General features: G+C 61.5%; 21 protein-coding genes. 8 read left to right on the top strand and 13 right to left on the bottom strand.

What is annotated here, in order from left to right; genetic code table 11:
- Window positions 1–8: 8 nt before the first annotated feature.
- A complete protein-coding gene (locus tag J5J09_RS14785) occupies window positions 9–947 on the bottom strand; it encodes an endonuclease/exonuclease/phosphatase family protein (RefSeq protein ID WP_208551655.1) in 939 nt (312 codons plus the stop codon).
- Between the two features lie 367 nt (window positions 948–1,314).
- Here J5J09_RS14785 and petA point away from each other — a divergent pair, with 367 nt between their 5' ends.
- The 4 genes from petA (at window position 1,315) to J5J09_RS14765 (ending at window position 4,727) form a co-directional block, all read left to right on the top strand.
- Window positions 1,315–1,890, top strand: coding sequence for a ubiquinol-cytochrome c reductase iron-sulfur subunit (petA, locus tag J5J09_RS14780; protein WP_208551653.1), 576 nt, complete (start codon window positions 1,315–1,317; stop codon window positions 1,888–1,890).
- Between the two features lie 14 nt (window positions 1,891–1,904).
- Window positions 1,905–3,173, top strand: coding sequence for a cytochrome b N-terminal domain-containing protein (locus tag J5J09_RS14775; RefSeq protein WP_208551651.1), 1,269 nt, complete (start codon window positions 1,905–1,907; stop codon window positions 3,171–3,173).
- 22 nt (window positions 3,174–3,195) lie between these two features.
- Complete coding sequence (locus J5J09_RS14770) at window positions 3,196–4,074, top strand: cytochrome c1 (RefSeq protein ID WP_208551649.1); 879 nt, start codon at window positions 3,196–3,198, stop codon at window positions 4,072–4,074.
- Window positions 4,075–4,184: 110 nt separating this feature from the next.
- Entirely contained in the window at window positions 4,185–4,727 is a 543-nt protein-coding gene (locus J5J09_RS14765) for an adenine phosphoribosyltransferase (RefSeq protein ID WP_208551646.1), read from the top strand.
- A 70-nt stretch (window positions 4,728–4,797) separates the two neighbouring features.
- Here J5J09_RS14765 and J5J09_RS14760 read toward each other — a convergent pair whose 3' ends face one another.
- Window positions 4,798–4,965, bottom strand: a complete 168-nt coding sequence (locus tag J5J09_RS14760) for a hypothetical protein (RefSeq protein ID WP_208551643.1) — start codon at window positions 4,963–4,965, stop codon at window positions 4,798–4,800.
- A 163-nt stretch (window positions 4,966–5,128) separates the two neighbouring features.
- A complete protein-coding gene (gene katG / locus J5J09_RS14755; RefSeq protein ID WP_208551642.1) occupies window positions 5,129–7,297 on the bottom strand; it encodes a catalase/peroxidase HPI in 2,169 nt (722 codons plus the stop codon).
- A gap of 155 nt (window positions 7,298–7,452) precedes the next feature.
- On the opposite strand from katG, the gene J5J09_RS14750 reads away from it, so the two are divergent.
- Window positions 7,453–8,433 (top strand): hydrogen peroxide-inducible genes activator, encoded by a 981-nt coding sequence (locus J5J09_RS14750; RefSeq protein ID WP_208551640.1) that lies wholly within the window; start codon window positions 7,453–7,455, stop codon window positions 8,431–8,433.
- Window positions 8,434–8,449: 16 nt separating this feature from the next.
- On the opposite strand, the gene J5J09_RS14745 is transcribed toward J5J09_RS14750, so the two are convergent.
- Genes J5J09_RS14745 through J5J09_RS14725 form a run of 5 tightly spaced genes read right to left on the bottom strand, consistent with a single transcriptional unit; the run spans window position 8,450 to window position 11,357 of the window.
- Window positions 8,450–9,055 (bottom strand): LysE family translocator, encoded by a 606-nt coding sequence (locus J5J09_RS14745; RefSeq protein WP_208551639.1) that lies wholly within the window; start codon window positions 9,053–9,055, stop codon window positions 8,450–8,452.
- A 36-nt stretch (window positions 9,056–9,091) separates the two neighbouring features.
- Window positions 9,092–9,925 carry an AraC family transcriptional regulator gene (locus J5J09_RS14740; protein WP_208551638.1) on the bottom strand — a complete coding sequence of 278 codons (834 nt, stop codon included), beginning with the start codon at window positions 9,923–9,925 and terminating at the stop codon, window positions 9,092–9,094.
- Window positions 9,926–9,930: 5 nt separating this feature from the next.
- Window positions 9,931–10,404: a glutathione peroxidase gene (locus J5J09_RS14735; RefSeq protein ID WP_208551637.1), complete on the bottom strand. Its 474-nt coding sequence runs from the start codon at window positions 10,402–10,404 to the stop codon at window positions 9,931–9,933.
- A gap of 9 nt (window positions 10,405–10,413) precedes the next feature.
- Window positions 10,414–10,881: a MaoC family dehydratase gene (locus J5J09_RS14730; RefSeq protein ID WP_208551636.1), complete on the bottom strand. Its 468-nt coding sequence runs from the start codon at window positions 10,879–10,881 to the stop codon at window positions 10,414–10,416.
- Window positions 10,878–11,357 (bottom strand): MaoC family dehydratase, encoded by a 480-nt coding sequence (locus J5J09_RS14725; RefSeq protein ID WP_208551634.1) that lies wholly within the window; start codon window positions 11,355–11,357, stop codon window positions 10,878–10,880. The genes J5J09_RS14730 and J5J09_RS14725 overlap by 4 nt, the downstream gene beginning before the upstream one ends.
- A 50-nt stretch (window positions 11,358–11,407) precedes the next feature.
- Between J5J09_RS14725 and J5J09_RS14720 the strand changes: the two genes are divergently transcribed.
- Both J5J09_RS14720 and J5J09_RS14715 read left to right on the top strand, forming a co-directional pair.
- Window positions 11,408–12,070 carry a Crp/Fnr family transcriptional regulator gene (locus tag J5J09_RS14720; RefSeq protein WP_208551632.1) on the top strand — a complete coding sequence of 221 codons (663 nt, stop codon included), beginning with the start codon at window positions 11,408–11,410 and terminating at the stop codon, window positions 12,068–12,070.
- Window positions 12,071–12,148: 78 nt separating this feature from the next.
- The gene (locus J5J09_RS14715) at window positions 12,149–12,355 is read left to right on the top strand and encodes a DUF2892 domain-containing protein (RefSeq protein WP_208551631.1); all 207 of its coding nucleotides are present in this window, start codon (window positions 12,149–12,151) and stop codon (window positions 12,353–12,355) included.
- A 73-nt stretch (window positions 12,356–12,428) separates the two neighbouring features.
- Here the strand turns inward: J5J09_RS14715 and ychF are convergent, their stop codons facing one another.
- Entirely contained in the window at window positions 12,429–13,532 is a 1,104-nt protein-coding gene (gene ychF / locus J5J09_RS14710) for a redox-regulated ATPase YchF (RefSeq protein WP_208551630.1), read from the bottom strand.
- Between the two features lie 116 nt (window positions 13,533–13,648).
- On the opposite strand from ychF, the gene clpS reads away from it, so the two are divergent.
- Window positions 13,649–13,960, top strand: coding sequence for an ATP-dependent Clp protease adapter ClpS (gene clpS, locus J5J09_RS14705; RefSeq protein ID WP_208551629.1), 312 nt, complete (start codon window positions 13,649–13,651; stop codon window positions 13,958–13,960).
- A gap of 3 nt (window positions 13,961–13,963) precedes the next feature.
- Here clpS and pth read toward each other — a convergent pair whose 3' ends face one another.
- From pth to J5J09_RS14685, 4 genes are all read right to left on the bottom strand, one after another.
- Complete coding sequence (gene pth / locus J5J09_RS14700; RefSeq protein WP_208551628.1) at window positions 13,964–14,686, bottom strand: aminoacyl-tRNA hydrolase; 723 nt, start codon at window positions 14,684–14,686, stop codon at window positions 13,964–13,966.
- A gap of 69 nt (window positions 14,687–14,755) precedes the next feature.
- Window positions 14,756–15,493, bottom strand: a complete 738-nt coding sequence (locus J5J09_RS14695) for a transporter substrate-binding domain-containing protein (protein ID WP_208551627.1) — start codon at window positions 15,491–15,493, stop codon at window positions 14,756–14,758.
- A gap of 39 nt (window positions 15,494–15,532) precedes the next feature.
- Complete coding sequence (locus tag J5J09_RS14690) at window positions 15,533–17,908, bottom strand: EAL domain-containing protein (RefSeq protein WP_208551626.1); 2,376 nt, start codon at window positions 17,906–17,908, stop codon at window positions 15,533–15,535.
- A gap of 43 nt (window positions 17,909–17,951) precedes the next feature.
- The coding region (locus tag J5J09_RS14685) for a hypothetical protein (protein WP_208551625.1) at window positions 17,952–18,202 on the bottom strand (251 nt) is incomplete at its 5' end.

The following is an 18,202-nucleotide window of genomic DNA, read 5'->3' as shown; positions in this document are numbered from 1 at the left end:
TTGACCGTTTACTCCGCGGGGAAGGCGAGGTCGGCGATCAGGCCGAAGTGGTTGGAGCCATAATTGTCTTCCATCCGTTCAAGGTTCAGCGGAGCGACGTCCGGAGAAACGAAAACATGGTCGAGGGCCACGCCCCAGCGGCCGGCCGCGACCGGCCATGTGGCGGGTTCCGTGCCTGCCGTCGTCATGTCGAAAGTGCGCAGGAAATGCTGCATGTCGGGCGCGATGACGCCGGAATTGAAATCGCCCGCCACCACCCAGGTTCCGGGGTGTCTGGCGAAGTAAGTGCCAGCCACCTCGAGCTCGGTACTGTGGTAATCGTCGTAGTAGGGTTTGGTGAGATGAATGGCCGCGAAGTGCACGGTCCTTCCGCCGACGTCGATTTCGGCCACGGCGAAACGTTCGCCGCGCAGGTCCGAGAGACCCCAGGCGCCGCGTTTCTTCATCGGCAGGCGTGACAGGACCATGAGGTCGCATCCGCGGGTCACCTCGCCACAGCCAATGCGGTAGGGATACTTCTCCGACAAGGCGGAGAGTTGCGACAGGGTGGGCGCTGCCTCGAAGAGGTAGACGATATCGGCCTCGGACGACAGGATCTCGTCGGCAATGCGGCCGGCATTGGCGTGGTTGCTGCTGAGGATGTTGAAGGACATTAGCCGCACCGTCGGCGCTCCCGCCGCCACGTCGCGCGCGGCCGGCAGAAATTCACGCGACATCCAGACGGAGTGGACCGTCAGTGCCGCTGCCGCCAACAGGAGTGTGGTGCCGTAACGGCGTGCGCCGAGCATGATCGCGACCAGGGCTCCCGACATCGCTGCGATACCGGCGTGGCTTTGAAGCGTATAGATGAAGGACAGCGGCCAGAAATCTGTGAGGTAGCGAAGACTCATTGCCACGATCGCAAGCGTGACGATCGTGCACACGGCACTGGCGAGGCTGGTTTTCATGCAGGACGTTCCGTTGAGCGGCGTGTTGACGGTCGCGGACCATGCCGCAGACCTGTGTGCAATGCAACATCGGTAGCAAGAATGGCGAAAACACGTCATCCTGCTAGGTAAATATCCTAGAGAATCCCAGCGATACCAGCATGATTCGGGCCTCGAAGAAGGGCAATGCCGACTTCTTCAGAGCGGTCAATAAATTCCGCGACAAACTGCCCCCATCCCCCTGTCAAGGCTGGACATATTTCGCTATCAAGCTTAGAACGCGCCAAATTGACGGGGAATCTGTGTCTGCTTCATGGCGCAGGGGGGATTCGTCGCCATTTGGGCAAATGCGGTGATCGCAAACATTTGCGAAGAGGATGGTCTGACCGTGAGCGAACACGACAACAGCGACAGCATGGGCGAGCCTACTCGCCGCGATTTTCTTTACCTGACGACGGGTATGGCCGGTGCCGTGGGCGCCGTGTCGGTTGCCTGGCCGTTCATCGACCAGATGCGGCCAGACGCCTCGACGCTGGCACTCGCCTCGATCGAGGTGGATGTCTCAGCACTGGAGCCGGGCATGTCGCTGACGGTGAAGTGGCGCGGCAAGCCGATCTTCATCCGTAACCGTACCGAGAAGGAAGTCGAGGAAGGCAAGGCCGTTCCGCTCGCCGACCTGAAGGACCCGATCGCGCGCAATGCCAATATCGACGGTACCGCGGAAGCGACGGATATCGCCCGTTCGGCCGGCGACGGCAAGGAAAACTGGATCGTCATGATCGGCTCGTGCACCCATCTCGGCTGCGTCCCGCTCGGCCAGGCCGGCGATTTCGGCGGATGGTTCTGTCCCTGCCATGGCTCGCACTACGATACAGCGGGTCGTATTCGCAAAGGCCCGGCGCCGGAAAACCTGCACATTCCGACCTATGGCTTCGTTTCCGACTCTGTGATCAAGATCGGTTGAGGGGATACTGAAATATGAGTGGTCATTCTAGCTATCAGCCGTCCACCGGTCTGGAGAAGTGGATCGATTCGCGTCTGCCGCTGCCGCGCATGATGTACGACAGCTTCGTCGCCTATCCGGTCCCCCGGAACCTGAATTATGCCTATACCTTCGGCGCCATGCTGATGGTGATGCTGGTTGTGCAGATCCTGACCGGCGTTGTGCTGGCCATGCACTATGCCGCCGAAACGACAGTCGCCTTCAACTCGGTCGAAAAGATCATGCGCGACGTGAACCACGGCTGGCTGCTGCGCTACATGCACGCCAACGGTGCCTCGTTCTTCTTCATCGCGGTCTATCTCCACATCGCCCGCGGTCTCTACTACGGTTCCTACAAGGCGCCTCGCGAAATCCTCTGGATTCTCGGCGTGGTCATCTACCTCCTGATGATGGCGACCGGCTTCATGGGCTATGTGCTGCCTTGGGGTCAAATGTCCTTCTGGGGTGCGACCGTTATCACCGGCTTCTTCTCGGCTTTCCCGTGGGTCGGCGAATGGATCCAGCAATTCCTGCTCGGTGGCTTTGCCGTCGACCAGCCGACGCTGAACCGCTTCTTCTCGCTGCACTACCTGCTGCCGTTCATGATCGCCGGCGTCGTGGTGCTGCACATCTGGGCGCTGCATGTCACCGGCCAGACCAACCCGACCGGCGTTGAAGTGAAGTCGAAGACGGACACCGTTCCGTTCACGCCTTACGCGACCCTCAAGGATGCGTTCGGCATCTCGCTCTTCCTGATCGTCTATGCCTGGTTCGTCTTCTACATGCCGAACTACCTCGGCCATCCGGACAACTACATTCCGGCTGACGCCCTGAAGACCCCGGCTCACATCGTTCCGGAATGGTACTACCTGCCGTTCTACGCGATGCTGCGCGCCATCACCTTCAACGTCGGCCCGATCGACTCCAAGCTTGGCGGCGTTCTGGTGATGTTCGGTTCGATCATCATCCTGTTCTTCCTGCCCTGGCTCGACACGTCGAAGGTTCGCTCCGCCGTCTACCGTCCGTGGTACAAGCTGTTCTTCTGGATCTTCGTGGCAAACGCCATCATGCTCGGCTATCTCGGCGCGATGCCGGCGGAAGGCCTCTATGTGGTCATGTCGCAGGTCGGCACGCTCTACTACTTCGGCTTCTTCCTCGTGATCATGCCGCTGCTTGGTCTGTTCGAAACGCCACGGCGCATTCCGAACTCGATCACCGAGGCGGTTCTCGAAAAGAACGGCAAGTCTGCCGCAGCCCAGGCCTGAGCGCGAGAGAAGGACTGATACAATGAAAAAGCTTGTTGCAAGCATCGCGCTGATCGCCTCGATCGGAACCTTCGGTGCCGTCGCCACGGCGGCAGAAAGCGAGGGAGACCTCGCCGAAGCCGTCCATCATGCGGCCCAGGTCGGTCACTATCCGATCCTGAAGCCGAAAAATGTCGAATGGTCGTTCGCCGGCCCGTTTGGCAAATACGACAAGGGTCAGCTCCAGCGTGGCCTGAAGGTGTACAAGGAAGTCTGCTCGGCCTGTCACTCGATGAACCTCGTGTCTTTCCGTACGCTGGAAGACCTTGGCTACTCGGAGGAGCAGGTGAAGGCGTTTGCCGCCGAGTACGAAGTCGAGGACGGTCCGAACGGTGATGGCGAGATGTTTACCCGCACCGCCGTGCCATCAGATCATTTCCCGTCGCCGTTCCCGAACAAGGAAGCGGCTGCCGCCGCCAACAACGGCGCTGCTCCGCCGGACTTCTCGCTGATCGCCAAGGCGCGCGGCGTGACCCGTGGTTTCCCGACCTTCGTGTTCGATATCTTCACGCAGTACCAGGAAGGCGGGCCGGATTACATCTACTCGCTGCTTACTGGTTACCAGGAGCCGCCGGAAGGTGTCACCGTTGCCGAGGGTACGCACTTCAATCCTTATTTCGCGAATGCCGCGGCGCTCGCTATGGCACAGCCGATCAGCGACGATCAGGTGACCTACGACGACGGCACGCCGCAGACGCTCGACCAGTACGCGAAGGACGTAGCCGCGTTCCTCATGTGGGCAGCGGAGCCGCATCTGGAAGAGCGCAAGCGCACCGGCTTCATGGTCATGGTGTTCCTGGCGATCTTCACCGCGCTCGTCTATCTGACGAAGAAGTCGGTTTACGCGAACAAGGAACACTGAGGTTTTCCAAGCCCATTGGAAAAGGCGGCTTCGGCCGCCTTTTTTGTTGGTCGCAGCGGGCGCTGTTGCTAGTGTTGCCTAACTTTTCCGAACTCTCCCAGAGACAGAACATGAGCAATATTGCCTTGGAGCTCGCCTCCGCCATCCGTTCGATCCCGGACTATCCAAAACCGGGGATCATCTTCCGCGACATCACCACGCTGCTCGGCAATCCGCGGGCGTTTCGTCGCGCCGTTGATGAACTCGTGCAGCCTTATGCGGGTCTGAAGATCGACAAGATCGCCGGCATGGAGGCGCGTGGCTTTATCCTGGGTGGCGCGGTCGCGCATCAGCTGTCGGCCGGTTTCGTGCCAATCCGCAAGAAGGGCAAGCTGCCGCACGAAACGGTGCGGATCGCCTACAGCCTGGAATACGGAGTGGACGAGATGGAGATGCACATCGATGCGGTGCAACCGGGCGAGAAGGTTATCCTTGTCGACGACCTGATCGCCACCGGCGGCACCGCCGTCGGAGCTGTGCAGCTTCTCCGGCAGATCGGCGCGGACGTGGTGTCCGCCTGCTTCGTGATCGATCTTCCGGATCTTGGCGGACGAAAGAAGCTCGAAGCGATGGGCGTCGAGGTACGCACGCTGGTGGAGTTTTCGGGGCACTGAAGCCCATCTGGCGATCGCGTTCACAAAAAAACGCCGGCGTAGACGCCGGCGTTTTTTGTTTCGGTGGACGTTAGCGGTCCTTGGTTTGATCAGTCGCCGGCTTTTGCGCCGGCTTGTCATCCCGCTTGTCCGCGCCGGCTTTTTCCCGACGGTGTGCGTCGGGGCTGGCGGTGATGACGCCCGGATCCTCGTCGGTTTCCTTCTTCGTCGTGTCGTTGTTCTTTGCGTATTCGGACATCTGTCTACTCCTCGTTGGGCTCCCGTTATCAACGGACCCGATAGGCAAATGTTCCTCCCTCTGATCGTCCGACGGCCGCCAAAGTCGCGAATGGAAAAGCCCTCCCCACGGCGGGCGGGGGAGGGCTTCACACTGTTGTTTGTCGAAGCAGACGCGTTCGATATCAGGCCAGGTCGAAGCGGTCGGCGTTCATGACCTTCGTCCAGGCGGCAACGAAGTCCTTCACGAACTTTTCGGCGTTGTCGTCCTGGGCGTAGACTTCCGCATAAGAGCGCAGGACTGAGTTCGATCCAAAAACCAGATCGACACGGGTGGCGGTGTATTTGGCCGCCCCGGTCTTCCGATCGCAGATATCGTAGCTGTTCTTGCCGGTCGGCTTCCAGCTGTAGCCCATGTCGGTCAGCGTGACGAAGAAGTCGTTCGTCAGCTGGCCTTCGCGGTCTGTGAAGACGCCATGGCGGGTTCCGCCATGGTTGGTCCCCAGCACGCGCATGCCGCCGAGCAGGACCGTCATTTCCGGACCCGTCAGGCCCATCAACTGGGCGCGGTCGAGGAGCATTTCCTCGGGGCTGACCACATAGTCCTTCTTCAGCCAGTTGCGGAAACCGTCGGCCAGCGGCTCGAGCGGTGCAAAGCTTGCGGCATCCGTCTGCTCGGCCGTCGCATCACCACGACCCGCGGCGAAGGGCACCTCGATCGTATAGCCGGCCGCCTTGGCTGCCTTTTCGATGCCGACATTGCCGGCAAGGACGATCACGTCTGCGATGCTCGCACCGAATTCCGCCGCGATCGGCTCAAGGACCGACAGGACCTTGCCGAGACGGGCGGGCTCGTTGCCTTCCCACTCCCGCTGGGGGGCAAGCCGGATACGTGCGCCGTTCGCACCGCCGCGCATGTCGGACTGACGGTAGGTGCGGGCGCTGTCCCACGCCGTCGAGACCATTTCGGAGATCGAGAGACCCGAGGCGGCAATCTTCGCCTTGACGGCACCGATGTCGTAATTGGTCGGGCCGGCCGGAATCGGATCCTGCCAGATCAGGTCTTCGGTCGGGGCGTCCGGGCCGATGTAGCGGACGCGCGGTCCCATGTCGCGGTGGGTCAGCTTGAACCAGGCGCGGGCGAAGGTGTCCTTGAAGTATTCCGGATCGGCCATGAACTTTTCGCAGATGGCGCGATAGGCGGGGTCGACCTTCATCGCCATATCGGCGTCGGTCATCATCGGCATGCGGCGGACCGACGGATCGGAGGCGTCGACCGGCATGTGCTCTTCCTTGATGCCGATCGGCTGCCACTGCTGCGCGCCAGCCGGGCTGCGGGTCAGTTCCCACTCGTAACCGAACAGCAGGTCGAAGTAGCCCATGTCGAAGACAGTCGGGTTGGCGGTCCAGGCACCTTCGATGCCCGAGGTCACGGCGAGGCTCGCCTTGCCGTTCTGGTTCGGGTTGATCCAGCCGAAGCCCTGGTTCTCGACGTCGCTGGCCTCCGGTTCGGCGCTGAGCGTGGCGGCATCGCCGTTGCCATGGGCCTTGCCGACGGTGTGGCCGCCAGCCGTGAGGGCTGCGGTTTCCTCATCGTTCATCGCCATGCGGGCGAAAGTCTCACGCACCTGGGCGGCGGTGGCCAGCGGGTCGGGCCGGCCGTTCACGCCTTCCGGGTTGACGTAGATGAGGCCCATCTGCACGGCGGCGAGCGGGTTTTCCATCGTGTCGGGCTTGGTGACGTCTTCGTAGCGGTTGTCGGACGGCGCCAGCCATTCCTTTTCGGCACCCCAGTAGACGTCCTTTTCCGGACCCCAGATGTCGGTGCGACCGAAGGCAAAGCCGAAGGTCTTCAGGCCCATGTCCTCATAGGAGATCGTGCCGGCGAGGATGATCAGGTCGGCCCAGGAAATCTTGTTGCCGTACTTCTTCTTCAGCGGCCACAGAAGGCGACGCGCCTTGTCGAGGCTCGCATTGTCCGGCCAGGAGTTGAGAGGCGCAAAACGGATGTTGCCGGTGCCGCCGCCGCCACGGCCATCGGCCAGGCGATAGGAGCCGGCGGAGTGCCAGGCGAGGCGAATCATCAGTCCGCCGTAGTGACCCCAGTCGGCCGGCCACCAATCCTGGCTGTCCTTCAGGAGCGCCTTCATGTCAGCCTTCAGGGCAGCAACATCGAGCGTCTTGACTGCTTCACGATAGTTGAAGCCGGTCAGCGGATTGGTCTTGGTATCGTGCTGGTGCAGGATGTCGAGGTTCAGCGCATTGGGCCACCAAGCCATGACCGAGCTACCAGTGGCGGTGTTGCCACCATGCATGACGGGACATTTGCCAGCCGGTTTCGTACTTGCGTCCATAATATCCTCCGACGGATTTTTTCAGGTTTGAAGATCGAGGAGAAGGTAAGCGCGTTGTGTGACAGCGAGCGTCTTCCTTCCGTGATTTCCACGGTTAGCAAGCCTGTTCCATAAATTCCAATTGTATAATCTAAAGGGTCCGATATGCTCAGGTTATGATAGGTTTGTCGATGCGGCATCTGCGGTACTTCGATGCGCTCGCGCGATCGGGCCATTTCGGCCGGGCGGCGGAGGCCTGCGCCATCTCTCAACCGGCGCTTTCGGTACAGATCCGCGAGTTGGAGGACCTCATCGGCGCGCCACTGGTGGAGCGGGGTGGGCGGACCATCCGGCTGACGACACTCGGCAACGAGTTCGCCGAGCGGGTGCGGGCCATCCTGCGTTCCGTGGACGAGCTCGAGGATCTGGCGCGGGCTGCTCACGGGCCGCTTGCCGGGCGGCTGCGGCTCGGAATCATCCCGACGGTCGCGCCTTATCTGTTGCCTGAGGTGATCGCCACGCTCACCCGCCGCTATCCGGGTCTCGACCCGCGCCCGCGCGAGGCGATTACGCAGAGGCTGATCGAGGACCTGCTGGACGCGCGGCTCGATGCGGCAATCGTGGCGCTGCCGGTGTCGGAACCTGCGCTCGAAGAGGTGCCGCTGTTCGACGAGGAATTCGTGCTGGTGCGCTCGCTCGAAGATGCCGACAGGCCTGTGCCGAGTTCCGACAGGCTGCACGAAATGCGGCTGCTCTTGCTGGAAGAGGGCCATTGCTTCCGCGACCAGGCGCTCGCGGTGTGCAACATCAGTTCCTCCACGCCACGCGATCTGATGGAGGGCAGTTCGCTCTCCACGCTGGTGCAGATGGTCAGTGCCGGCATCGGCGTGACGCTGATTCCGGAAATGGCCGTTTCTATCGAGGCGCGGTCGGCGGAGATTTCCGTCGCCCGTCTCGCCGAACCCCGGCCATCCCGGAGGATCGGCATGGTCTGGCGCAAGACAAATCCGCTCAAGCAGCAGTTCGAGAAGGTGGCCGAGATCGTGCGCGAGATCGGACTGGCGCGGCAGATCGAGGCAAGCATGCTGCGGGCAACAGCGGATCACGCGGAGCGGCTGCCGTCTGTCCCGTCGGAGTTGGCCGCGGCATCCCCCTGACGGATACCTGTGACGCTCATGCCAGAGCGAGCTTCGCAGCCATCGCCAGGAAAGCGGTCGCGAAGACACGTCTGATCCAGGCGAGTACGTTCGGACGCTCGACGACACGATCCCGAAGCGATGCGGCGAAGAGGCCGTAGATGGCGAAGACCACGAAGGTCATCAGCATGAAGACGAGGCTGTCGGCGATCATCAAAGAGACGGCGCCTTCCGCTGACGGATCGACGAACTGCGGCAGGAAGGCGAGGAAGAACAGCGATAGCTTCGGGTTGAGCAGGTTGATGAGTATTGCCTGCATGACGATACCGGTGCCGGACTGACGTGTATCCGGCTTTCCCAGCCCGCCTCCACCGCCGGCACGCAGCATGTCGATCGCCATATAGATGAGGTAGATGATCCCGGCGAGCTTTAGGATCATGAAGGCCTTTTCGCTGCTGCTCAGCACGGCGGCGAGGCCGAGGATCGCGGCGGCCATGTGGGGCACGATGCCGAGGGTACAGCCAAAGGCGGCGACGATGGACATGCTGCGTCCGCGCATCAGTCCCATGGCGATGGTGTAGATTGCGCCGGTGCCGGGCGTGGCGACGACGATAAAGGCGGTCACGAGGAATTCGAGGGTCATGGGTGTCTCCGGTTCCATTTGGAAGGAGAGATACGACTAGTGCCGCTCCTGCGTCTTGAACGGGATTGCAGTTGTCGCCTGCCGAAAGGCAGCCGGCGTCAGGCCGTAGTGACGGCGGAAGGCGCGAGTCAGATGGCTCTGGTCTGCGAAGCCGCTCTCGGCGGCAGTTGCCGCCAGCGGTACGCCCGAGGCGATCAGGCGGCGCGCCAGGAGGAGGCGCCGTTGCAGGAGATAGGCGTGCGGCGTCAATCCGGTTACCTTCGCAAAGGCTCTCAGCGTCTGGAAACGGCTGAGGCCAGTCTCCGCCGCGAGAGATGCAAGTGTCGGCGTCGAGGTTGGGTCGTCGTCGATCATCTGCCGGGCCTGGGCAATGCCCCGTTGATCGTGTCGGTCAAGGCGTGTGCGCGGTGGGGCCATCGCTTCGGCCAGCAGGTCCAATAGTGCCTCTTCCCAAGCGAGCGGCCCGGCCGCATCGGTCGTCCTGATCGTTCGCCAGGCGCACAGGAAACGATCAGCCAGTTGCCCGTTCCTGAACACCGGGGCCTCGAATTCGAGAGCTGGCACGGTGAGGTGTGTGAAGCCGGCGGCAAAGTCGTGCAGACATTCCGGTGTCAGATAGAACATCGTCCAGCGACGGCTCTTGCCGCCCGCCGGAATGCCATCATGAACCTCGCCTGGATTGACGGTGATAACGTTTCCAGGACCGGCCTCGACCTGACCGCGTCCGGATGCCGAGAGTTGACCACCGTCAAGTATGACGCCGATGCCGAACTCGTCGTGGGTATGCCTCGGAAAGACGTGATCGCTTTCCGCCGCCACGGCGTGGAGGCCGCGAATGCCGGTCGAGAAGGCTGTGAACCCGTGGGCCATGAACGCTACATCGCTTTCTCGATATCCGGCGCGATCGCTTCCGGTTTGGTGGTTGGGGCATACCTCGCAATCGGCACGCCGTCGCGGCCGATCAGGAACTTGGTGAAGTTCCACTTGATCGCCTCGGTGCCGAGAATGCCCGGCACCTCGTGGGTCAGGTATTTGTAGAGCGGGTGGGCATCGTTGCCGTTGACCTCGATCTTGGAGAACAGCGGAAACGTGACGCGGAAGCGCAGGTCGCAGAAGGAGGCGATCTCCGCGTTGGTGCCACTTTCCTGCGCGCCGAACTGGTTGCAGGGAAAGGCGAGCACGACGAGGTCATCGGCATATTTCTCCTGCAGTTGCTGGAGGCCCTCGTATTGTGGCGTGAAGCCGCAGGCGCTCGCGGTGTTGACGATCAAGAGGACCTTGCCGGTGAATTCGGAGAGCTGCCGTTCCTTGCCGGTGATGTCGAAGGCGGTGAAATCGTGGACCGTCATAGTCGTTTCCTATTCGAACTCGATGATCTTGCTTTTGAACCGCAGAACCGGCTCGCCATTCTGGTTGACCCCTTCGGCGAGGCCGGTGTTGAGGATGAGGCCAGGACGAGAGGCGAGCGGACGGCTGTCGATGCCGGTCAGGGAGTAGCTGACGACATCGCCGGCAAACACTGGTTTCAGCCATTGCAACTCGCTGAAACCGGGGGAGGGGCCGAGCTTCGGAGGGACCACGCCCTCCGCGATCAGCCGCGCCGTCTCGAGGCGCCAGAAATCGATGAAGCAGCGCATCCATTCGGCGCAGGTGTGCCAGCCGGACGCGCAGAGGCCGCCGAAGACGTAACCCTTTGCGGCTTCCGCGTCGGTGTGGAAGGGCTGGGGGTCGAATTTTTCGGCGAAGCGGATGATCGATTCGGCGGTGAATTCCTTGCTGCCGGTCTTCAACGGATGACCAGGCGGGGAGAGTTCGAGCAACTTCATGCGGTGCCCCCCTCGATATCGCGACGGCGGAACATGATCGAGTTTTCCGAGACAAGAACCCGTTCGCCGCGCTGGTTTTCCAGTTCGTGGCGGAAGGTGGCGATGCCGATCTGCGGACGCGAGCGGAGGGTACGCGCGGCCGTGACTGTCGACCGCCCTGACAGCGTATCACCGGCCAGCACGGGCTTTTTCCACTCCATAACGTCGATGCCGGGTGCGCCCTCCGAGACCGAGGACAGCAGATAGGCGTCGATCATCATGCGCATCAGCATGGCGCTCGTGTGCCAGCCGGAGGCAGATAGACCGCCGAGAATGCTCGCCTTGCCGGCCTCTTCGGAGAGATGCATCGGCTGCGGATCGAACTCCGTGGCGAAAGCAACAATCTCGGCAGCATCAACCGTTTTCGGCCCGAGCGGAAAGCTCCGGCCCGGTTCAAAATCCTCGAAATAAAGTCTCGTCATTTTCTCCGCCCGCATTACTGTGCCGGTACCATGGCGGGGGACGTTCTGAAATTCAAGGAGGTGACATGAGCGGGTGGCTTGACCAAGCGACCTTTCTCAACGGCATCGAGCCCGAAGCCCGAGACATGCTGGCCGCGGTGAAGCCGCAGTTCGTGCCCGCAAAGACCGTTCTCTTCGGGGCGGGCGACGAGGCCAAAGCGTTCGTGATCATCCTGTCCGGCCGGATCGGCGTGTATCTGACCGGACGCAACGGTCGGGAACTGCTGCTTTACTCGGTTACGCCGGGGGAGACCTGCATCCAGACGACACTCGGCGTAATGGGCGGTACGCGCTATTCCGGGGAGGCCATTGCCGAAATCGACATCGTCGCCGTGATGCTCGCTCCCGACCTGTTCGACCGGCTGATGGCGCGGTCGGCGACATTTCGCGGCTTCGTCTTCAAGGCGTTCGGTGCGCGCCTTACGGACATGATGTTCGTGCTGGAACAGGTCGCTTTCGTGAAGGTCGAGCAGAGACTTGCGAAGGCACTGGTCGAGCGCGCTGACGATAACGGTATCGTCGCGGCGACGCACCAGGAGTTGGCTGCCGTTATCGGCTCCGCCCGCGAGGTGGTGTCACGGCGGATAGAAGCGCTGGTTTCGCAAGGGCTGGTCACGAGCGAGCGAGGCCAGGTTCGCCTTCTCGACCGCAACGAAATGCGCGGGATGGCCGGATCGCAAATTGCGTGAAAGCGTGACTTAGTCACCGACACGGAAGCTAACGCGGCGTAGTGTCGGCGCATGGACAACAAAGCCGGAGGGACTTTCATGTTTACCAAGAATGTCGGATCGATCGACCGCGTCCTGCGGATTGTCGCGGGACTCGTTCTCCTGTCGCTGTTCTTCATCTACCCGAATGCTTCGTGGCGCTATCTGACGCTGATCGGCATCGTGCCGCTGGCGACCGGTCTGCTGTCGACCTGCCCGCTTTATTCTATCCTCGGTATCACCACGTGCCCGGTGACCAAGGCCTGAAGGGCAACGTCCCAAAACGTCGAAAGCCGCGATCGATGTCGCGGCTTTTTCTTTTTGAACGAATGGCTTGCCGTCAGGTGTTGAAGCGGAAGTGGATGACGTCGCCGTCGTGGACGACATATTCCTTGCCTTCGTCGCGGCCCTTGCCGGCTTCCTTGGCGCCGACTTCGCCCTTGTAGGCGATGTAGTCGTCATAGGAGATGGTGAAGGCGCGGATGAAGCCGCGTTCGAAATCGGTGTGGATAACGCCGGCGGCCTGGGGAGCCTTGGTGCCGCGGACGATGGTCCAGGCGCGGCATTCCTTAGGGCCGACGGTGAAATAGGTGATAAGGTCAAGCAGGTGGTAGCCGGCGCGGATCAGGCGGTCGAGGCCGGCCTCGTCGAGGCCAAGGGCGGAGAGGAATTCGGTCGCTTCGTCTTCCGGCAACTGCGCGACTTCGGCTTCGATCGCGGCCGAGATGATGACGCATTCCGCACCCTGTTCCGCCGCCATCTTGGCAACGGCTTCGGTGTGCTTGTTGCCGGTCGCGGCATCGGCCTCTGCCACGTTGCAGACGTAGAGGACCGGATGCGAAGTCAGGAGGTTGAGGCCCTTTAGGATTTCGATCTCTTCCGGGGCGAGCGTCTTCAGCAGGAGACGGGCGGGCTTGCCTTCCTGCAGGAGCTTGACCACCTGTTCCATGATCGGCAGCTGGGCGGTCGCTTCCTTGTCCTTGCCGGTGGCGCGCTTGCGGGTCTGCTCGACGCGGCGTTCCAGGCTTTCCAGGTCGGCGAGCATCAGTTCGGTCTCGATCGTATCGGCGTCGCCGACCGGGTCGATCTTGCCCTCGACATGCGTGATGTCGTCGTCCTCGAAGCAGCGCAGCACGTGCACGACCGCATCGACTTCGCGGATGTTGGCGAGGAACTTGTTGCCCAGGCCTTCGCCCTTCGACGCGCCGCGCACGAGGCCGGCGATGTCGACGAAGGAGATGCGGGTCGGGATGATTTCCTTGGAGCCGGCGATGTCGGCGAGCTTCTTCATGCGCGGATCGGGAACGGCCACTTCACCGGTGTTCGGCTCGATCGTGCAGAAAGGATAGTTTGCCGCCTGGGCGGCTGCCGTCTTGGTCAGCGCGTTGAAGAGAGTGGACTTGCCGACATTCGGAAGCCCGACGATACCGCATTTGAAGCCCATGGCTCTGAATACCTGCTCGGGATGGATTTTCGTTGACCACGCGTATGGGGTATAGGAGAGGGACGGTCAAGTGTTGACCGTCCGCGAAGCGTATCCAACCGATCCGGGAGTTCGCCATGGCAGACAAGGACACGGTGCTGGCGCCGAAGACGGTGTCGAAGCCGAAGCTGGAGCGTCCCAAGCTCTACAAGGTCATCCTGCTCAACGACGACTATACACCACGCGAGTTCGTCACCATCGTGCTGAAGGCGGTGTTCCGGATGAGCGAGGAGACCGGTCACAGGGTGATGATGACGGCGCACCGGTTCGGATCGGCGGTCGTCGTGGTCTGTGCCAGGGATATCGCCGAGACCAAAGCCAAGGAGGCGACCGACCTCGCAAAGGAGGCGGGCTTCCCGCTGATGTTCACGACCGAGCCCGAAGAATAGGACTCAATCCTTTTTCTCGCCGAACATGCGCTTGAGCATGTCGGCCATCGGTCCGCTCGCCGGCATTTTCGGTGCCGCGCCGCCCCGCGCCTGGCGGATATGCGACTGGCCGGCAGGCTTGGGTGGTTTCGCCGGCTTTGCCTTTTCCTCTTCGGCCTTGCCGCCGGTCGCCAGCGCCAGTTTGTTCATGAACTTCGATTCATCGGCCAGCATCATCATGTCGGCATGGTCGGCGATGGCGTCGAGCAGCGGATCGAGCCAATCGCGGTCGACTTTGGCGAAATCGCCGAGAACGTGACCATGGACACGGTCCTTGTCGCCGGGGTGGCCGATCCCGAGCCGGAGGCGGCGATAGTCCTTGCCGCAGTGGGCGTCCATGGATTTGAGACCGTTATGGCCGCCGTGGCCGCCGCCGGTCTTCATCCGGGCCCGGCCTGCTGGCAGGTCGAGTTCATCGTGGATCACGATGATCTGCGCCGGCGTCAGCTTGTAGAAGCGCATGGCTTCCCCGACGGATTCGCCTGATAGGTTCATGAAAGTCTGGGGCTTGATCAGCAGGACCTTTTCACCGCCGAGTTCCCCCTCGGAAATCTCCGCCTTGAACTTCTTCGACCACGGGCCGAACGGATGGCGGCGATGGATGGCATCGATGGCCATGAAGCCGATGTTATGGCGGTTGCTTTCGTATTTTGCGCCCGGATTGCCGAGGCCGGCGATGATGAACATGTGACGTCAGTCCCGTGCTTGTCTCTGGTGATCCACCATCGTCAAACGCGGGACTTGTCAACCCGTTTCTTACTGCAACTCCGCCGTCGTCTCCCCCAGGCCGCCGAGACCGTGGGCTTCCAGGATGCGAGCCTGCGTGCCATTAGCGATCAACTCTGATAGCGCGTCCTGCATTTTCTTCTGCAGGTCGGCGGGGAAATCGATGTTGCAGGCGATCGAGAACGTCTGCTTGGAGAACACGAATTCCGCCTCCACCGGATTACCTTCCGCCTTGAGCTTGGTGTAGTACTTCTCGGAGATCGGCATCATGTCGATGCGACCAGCCAGCAGTTTTTTCAGCGTCAGATCGAGATCGGCCGCAAGGTCGATCTTCGGGAAGCCGTTGCGTTGGAGAAGATCCTGCGTGTAATCGTTGCGCTGCGTGCCGACAATGTACTGGCGCGCTTCCTCGACGTTCTTCGCCTCGACGTTTGTCCCGGATTTCGAGATCATGAAGTTGCGATCGATCGCCAGTGGTTCCACCCATTTGAAGCGCGCGTCGCGTTCGGGAATGTGGGCCGTTGTGAAGACACAGTGGTCACGCTCGGATTCGGCGAGCGCGAGGGCCCGGGCCCAGGGCATAAGTTCCACGGTATAGTCGACACCAACCGTCTTCATCATCTCGACGACCTGTTCGTAGCCGGCGCCCCCATAGCCATCCCCTTCGCGATAGTTGTAGGGCGGATATTCCTCCGTGGTGAACTTGACGGTTTGTGCCTCCGCAGCGGGAGCGGCGGCAAGCAGAAGCAGCACAGAAAGCATTCTCATGTTGTCTTCTCCTGGTTCTCGGGCGGGGCGGCCGCCGCATTAGGCAACGTAGGTCGACTTCTCCTGTTGCCACTGGTGTTGTTCGATCAGATCCTCGACCCGCTGCGGACGCGCGAAGAGATAGCCCTGGCCGTAGTCGCAACCGAAGTCGCGGACGATTTCCCATTGGGCGCCGGACTCGATGCCTTCGGCGACGACCGAGCAGCCCATGCGGTGGGCGATGTCCGTGATGCCTTCGGCGAGGAGGTGGCTCTTCTTGCGTTTTTCGGGCTGTCCGTCTGTGAGCGAGCGAATGAAGCTCTGGTCGATCTTGATGATATCGACCGGGAAACGGTTGAGGTAACTCAGCGACGAATAGCCTGTGCCGAAGTCGTCAAGCGCGATGCGGCAGCCGAACTGCTTGAACTCCTCAAGGATCGTGTGCACGAGCGGATTGTCGCGTAGCAGCATGGCTTCCGTAATTTCGATGACGATGCGCTCGGGCCGAATGTTGCGTCGCGCCGTCAGGGCGGCCAGCCGCATCGGCAGGCCGGGCTCGAACTGCAGGGGCGAATAGTTGACGGCAAGATAGGTGCGGTCGTCGCCGGTGGCTTCGGTCAGCATAACGAGGTTGTCGAGCGCTTTTTCGAGGATGCGATTGCCAATGTCGACGATCGAACCGGTCTCCTCGGCGACATTGATGATGTCGCCGGGCGGGAGAAGGCCCTTTTGCGGATGGTTGAGGCGCATCAGCGACTCGTAGCCCATGACGGTTCCGTCCGTCAGATCGACGATCGGCTGGAGGAAGGCCTCGAACCAGTCGTTTTCGAGGCCTGCCTCGATGAAGCTCTCGATCTCGGCGCGCTGGCGGGTGCTGTCCTGAAGCTGCGGGTCGTAGACGCGCGCACCATTCTTGCCGCCCCGCTTCTTGCTGTACATCGCAAGGTCAGACTTCTGCAGCAGTTCGGCCGCATTGCCGGCATGGGCGGGATAGAGCGCGATGCCGATGCTGGCGCTGAGGCGCGCGGCCGTGCCCTGCAATATGAAGGGTGCGTCGAAGATTGCGCAGATGCGCCGGCTAACGTCCAGCGCGGTGCGCTCTGCGTCGCCGGAGAGCAGCAGGATCGCGAACTCGTCACCACCCAGTCTTGCCGCAACGGAGCCCTGCGGTAGAAGCGGTTCGAGCATGGCGACGAACATCTTCAGCACCGAGTCGCCGGCCTGATGTCCCAGATTGTCGTTGATCCACTTGAAGCGGTCGAGGTCGATGAACAGGCAGGCGAGCTGCGTGTGCGCCGCGTCCGCCTCGGCGATCTTCTCGTCCAGCGCGCTTTCGAAGCCCTGGCGGTTCATGAGCCCTGTCAGGTGATCGGTGATCGCCTGACGGTGGTTTCTTGCCTCGGACTGCTTGAGAGCGGTGATGTCCGTCATGACACTGAGGGAAAGGGCCTCGGCCTCATCTTCGACGCTCTTCGAGCTTTCGATGATCAGGACATCCATCACGCGCCCATCGGCGCAGATGAATTTGGTGGTGCATTCCCAGATGCACTCGCCGATCTGGCGTTCCCGCTTGCGGCTGAGGTATTTTTCACGGGCATCCGCGGCAATGCGGTCCGAGAACCGCGTTCCGAGTACATCCTCGCGGCTATAGCCGGTGGCAAGCAGCCAGTGGTCGGAAACGCCGGTGATGCGATCGTCGTCGTCGATCGAGAACAGCATGGCCGGCGTCATGTTGTAGATTTCGTTCGAGCGCCGATGCGCGAGCTTCAACTCACGCTCTTCCTGCTCGAGCTTGATCTGCATGGCGTTGAAGCTCTGCGCCAGGCGGCCCATTTCATCGTTCGAATGCCAGTCGACGTGGTGACGCGAGCCAAGGCGACGGGTCGCCTCGATGGCGGCCGTCAGCTTCAGAAGCGGCTTCACGATCATCATTCGGTTGCCGACGACGGCGGCACCGATGACGGCAAGAACGGTGATCAGGAAGATCGCGACGATGGCCGCCTCGGCTTCGCGCAGGCTCGACAGGAAACTCCGGCGGCTGAAATAGACCGTGATCGAGCCGACGACCTTGGGGCCTTCGACCGTTTCGTAGACGATCGGTTGCGATTTGGACCGCAGCCCGCCCTTGGGCCAATCGGGCATGGCGGGCAGCGCGACGCCAAGGGCTCCGGCCGTATCCCTGATCTGCACCTTGCTGATGGCGCCGCCGGAAATAACGGTCGTGGCGATACGCCGTACGCTTTCCTCGTCGAAGTCCCACATTGGCTTACCAAGCGCCTGAGCATTGGCCGCCAGGAGTACGTCGACGTGATCCTCGAGCTCGCGTCCGGCCCGTTCGGTGGACAGCGTCAGGAAAAGGACGAATAGGGGAACGACGAGCACGAAAACCGCCGTCGCGACGATCGCGAGGAACCGGTTCTCGACTGAATGTGTCATGGTGCGGCGGCCTCCCGCTGCTCCGGATGTCCCCATGCGGAATTCAAACCCTTTTCCCCTTATGATTTTGATCAAGAGGCGAGGGTGTCAGAGAAAGCTTAAACGCGGCTGAAGCGACAGGATTAACAAAGGGGTGATGCCGGAGTGCAAGATTTCGCACTATAAAAAATCCCGCCTCGGTGGAGGCGGGATTCAGACTGCTGACAAACCCGCCGATTTTTGCTTGGCGGGTTTTCTTGTTTTTAGGTGCGCGGTCAGGTGGTGTTTTGGTCTTAGGTTTTCGTGATCTTAATC

The organism is Ciceribacter sp. L1K22, assembly GCF_017599385.1.
Taxonomy (GTDB): Bacteria; Pseudomonadota; Alphaproteobacteria; order Rhizobiales; family Rhizobiaceae; genus Allorhizobium.
Note: the sequence above shows the minus strand (reverse complement) of the source record. Positions and strands in the feature narration are given on the sequence as shown.

Excerpts from the sequence above, each read along its gene's own strand:
- J5J09_RS14785 (WP_208551655.1), bottom strand. The coding sequence starts at position 947 with ATGAAAACCAGCCTCGCCAGTGCCGTGTGCACGATCGTCACGCTTGCG.
- J5J09_RS14775 (WP_208551651.1), top strand. The coding sequence starts at position 1,905 with ATGAGTGGTCATTCTAGCTATCAGCCGTCCACCGGTCTGGAGAAGTGG.
- J5J09_RS14770 (WP_208551649.1), top strand. The coding sequence starts at position 3,196 with ATGAAAAAGCTTGTTGCAAGCATCGCGCTGATCGCCTCGATCGGAACC.
- J5J09_RS14765 (WP_208551646.1), top strand. The coding sequence starts at position 4,185 with ATGAGCAATATTGCCTTGGAGCTCGCCTCCGCCATCCGTTCGATCCCG.
- J5J09_RS14760 (WP_208551643.1), bottom strand. The coding sequence starts at position 4,965 with ATGTCCGAATACGCAAAGAACAACGACACGACGAAGAAGGAAACCGAC.
- katG (WP_208551642.1), bottom strand. The coding sequence starts at position 7,297 with ATGGACGCAAGTACGAAACCGGCTGGCAAATGTCCCGTCATGCATGGT.
- J5J09_RS14750 (WP_208551640.1), top strand. The coding sequence starts at position 7,453 with ATGATAGGTTTGTCGATGCGGCATCTGCGGTACTTCGATGCGCTCGCG.
- J5J09_RS14745 (WP_208551639.1), bottom strand. The coding sequence starts at position 9,055 with ATGACCCTCGAATTCCTCGTGACCGCCTTTATCGTCGTCGCCACGCCC.
- J5J09_RS14740 (WP_208551638.1), bottom strand. The coding sequence starts at position 9,925 with ATGGCCCACGGGTTCACAGCCTTCTCGACCGGCATTCGCGGCCTCCAC.
- J5J09_RS14735 (WP_208551637.1), bottom strand. The coding sequence starts at position 10,404 with ATGACGGTCCACGATTTCACCGCCTTCGACATCACCGGCAAGGAACGG.
- J5J09_RS14730 (WP_208551636.1), bottom strand. The coding sequence starts at position 10,881 with ATGAAGTTGCTCGAACTCTCCCCGCCTGGTCATCCGTTGAAGACCGGC.
- J5J09_RS14725 (WP_208551634.1), bottom strand. The coding sequence starts at position 11,357 with ATGCGGGCGGAGAAAATGACGAGACTTTATTTCGAGGATTTTGAACCG.
- J5J09_RS14720 (WP_208551632.1), top strand. The coding sequence starts at position 11,408 with ATGAGCGGGTGGCTTGACCAAGCGACCTTTCTCAACGGCATCGAGCCC.
- J5J09_RS14715 (WP_208551631.1), top strand. The coding sequence starts at position 12,149 with ATGTTTACCAAGAATGTCGGATCGATCGACCGCGTCCTGCGGATTGTC.
- ychF (WP_208551630.1), bottom strand. The coding sequence starts at position 13,532 with ATGGGCTTCAAATGCGGTATCGTCGGGCTTCCGAATGTCGGCAAGTCC.
- clpS (WP_208551629.1), top strand. The coding sequence starts at position 13,649 with ATGGCAGACAAGGACACGGTGCTGGCGCCGAAGACGGTGTCGAAGCCG.
- pth (WP_208551628.1), bottom strand. The coding sequence starts at position 14,686 with ATGTTCATCATCGCCGGCCTCGGCAATCCGGGCGCAAAATACGAAAGC.
- J5J09_RS14695 (WP_208551627.1), bottom strand. The coding sequence starts at position 15,493 with ATGAGAATGCTTTCTGTGCTGCTTCTGCTTGCCGCCGCTCCCGCTGCG.
- J5J09_RS14690 (WP_208551626.1), bottom strand. The coding sequence starts at position 17,908 with ATGACACATTCAGTCGAGAACCGGTTCCTCGCGATCGTCGCGACGGCG.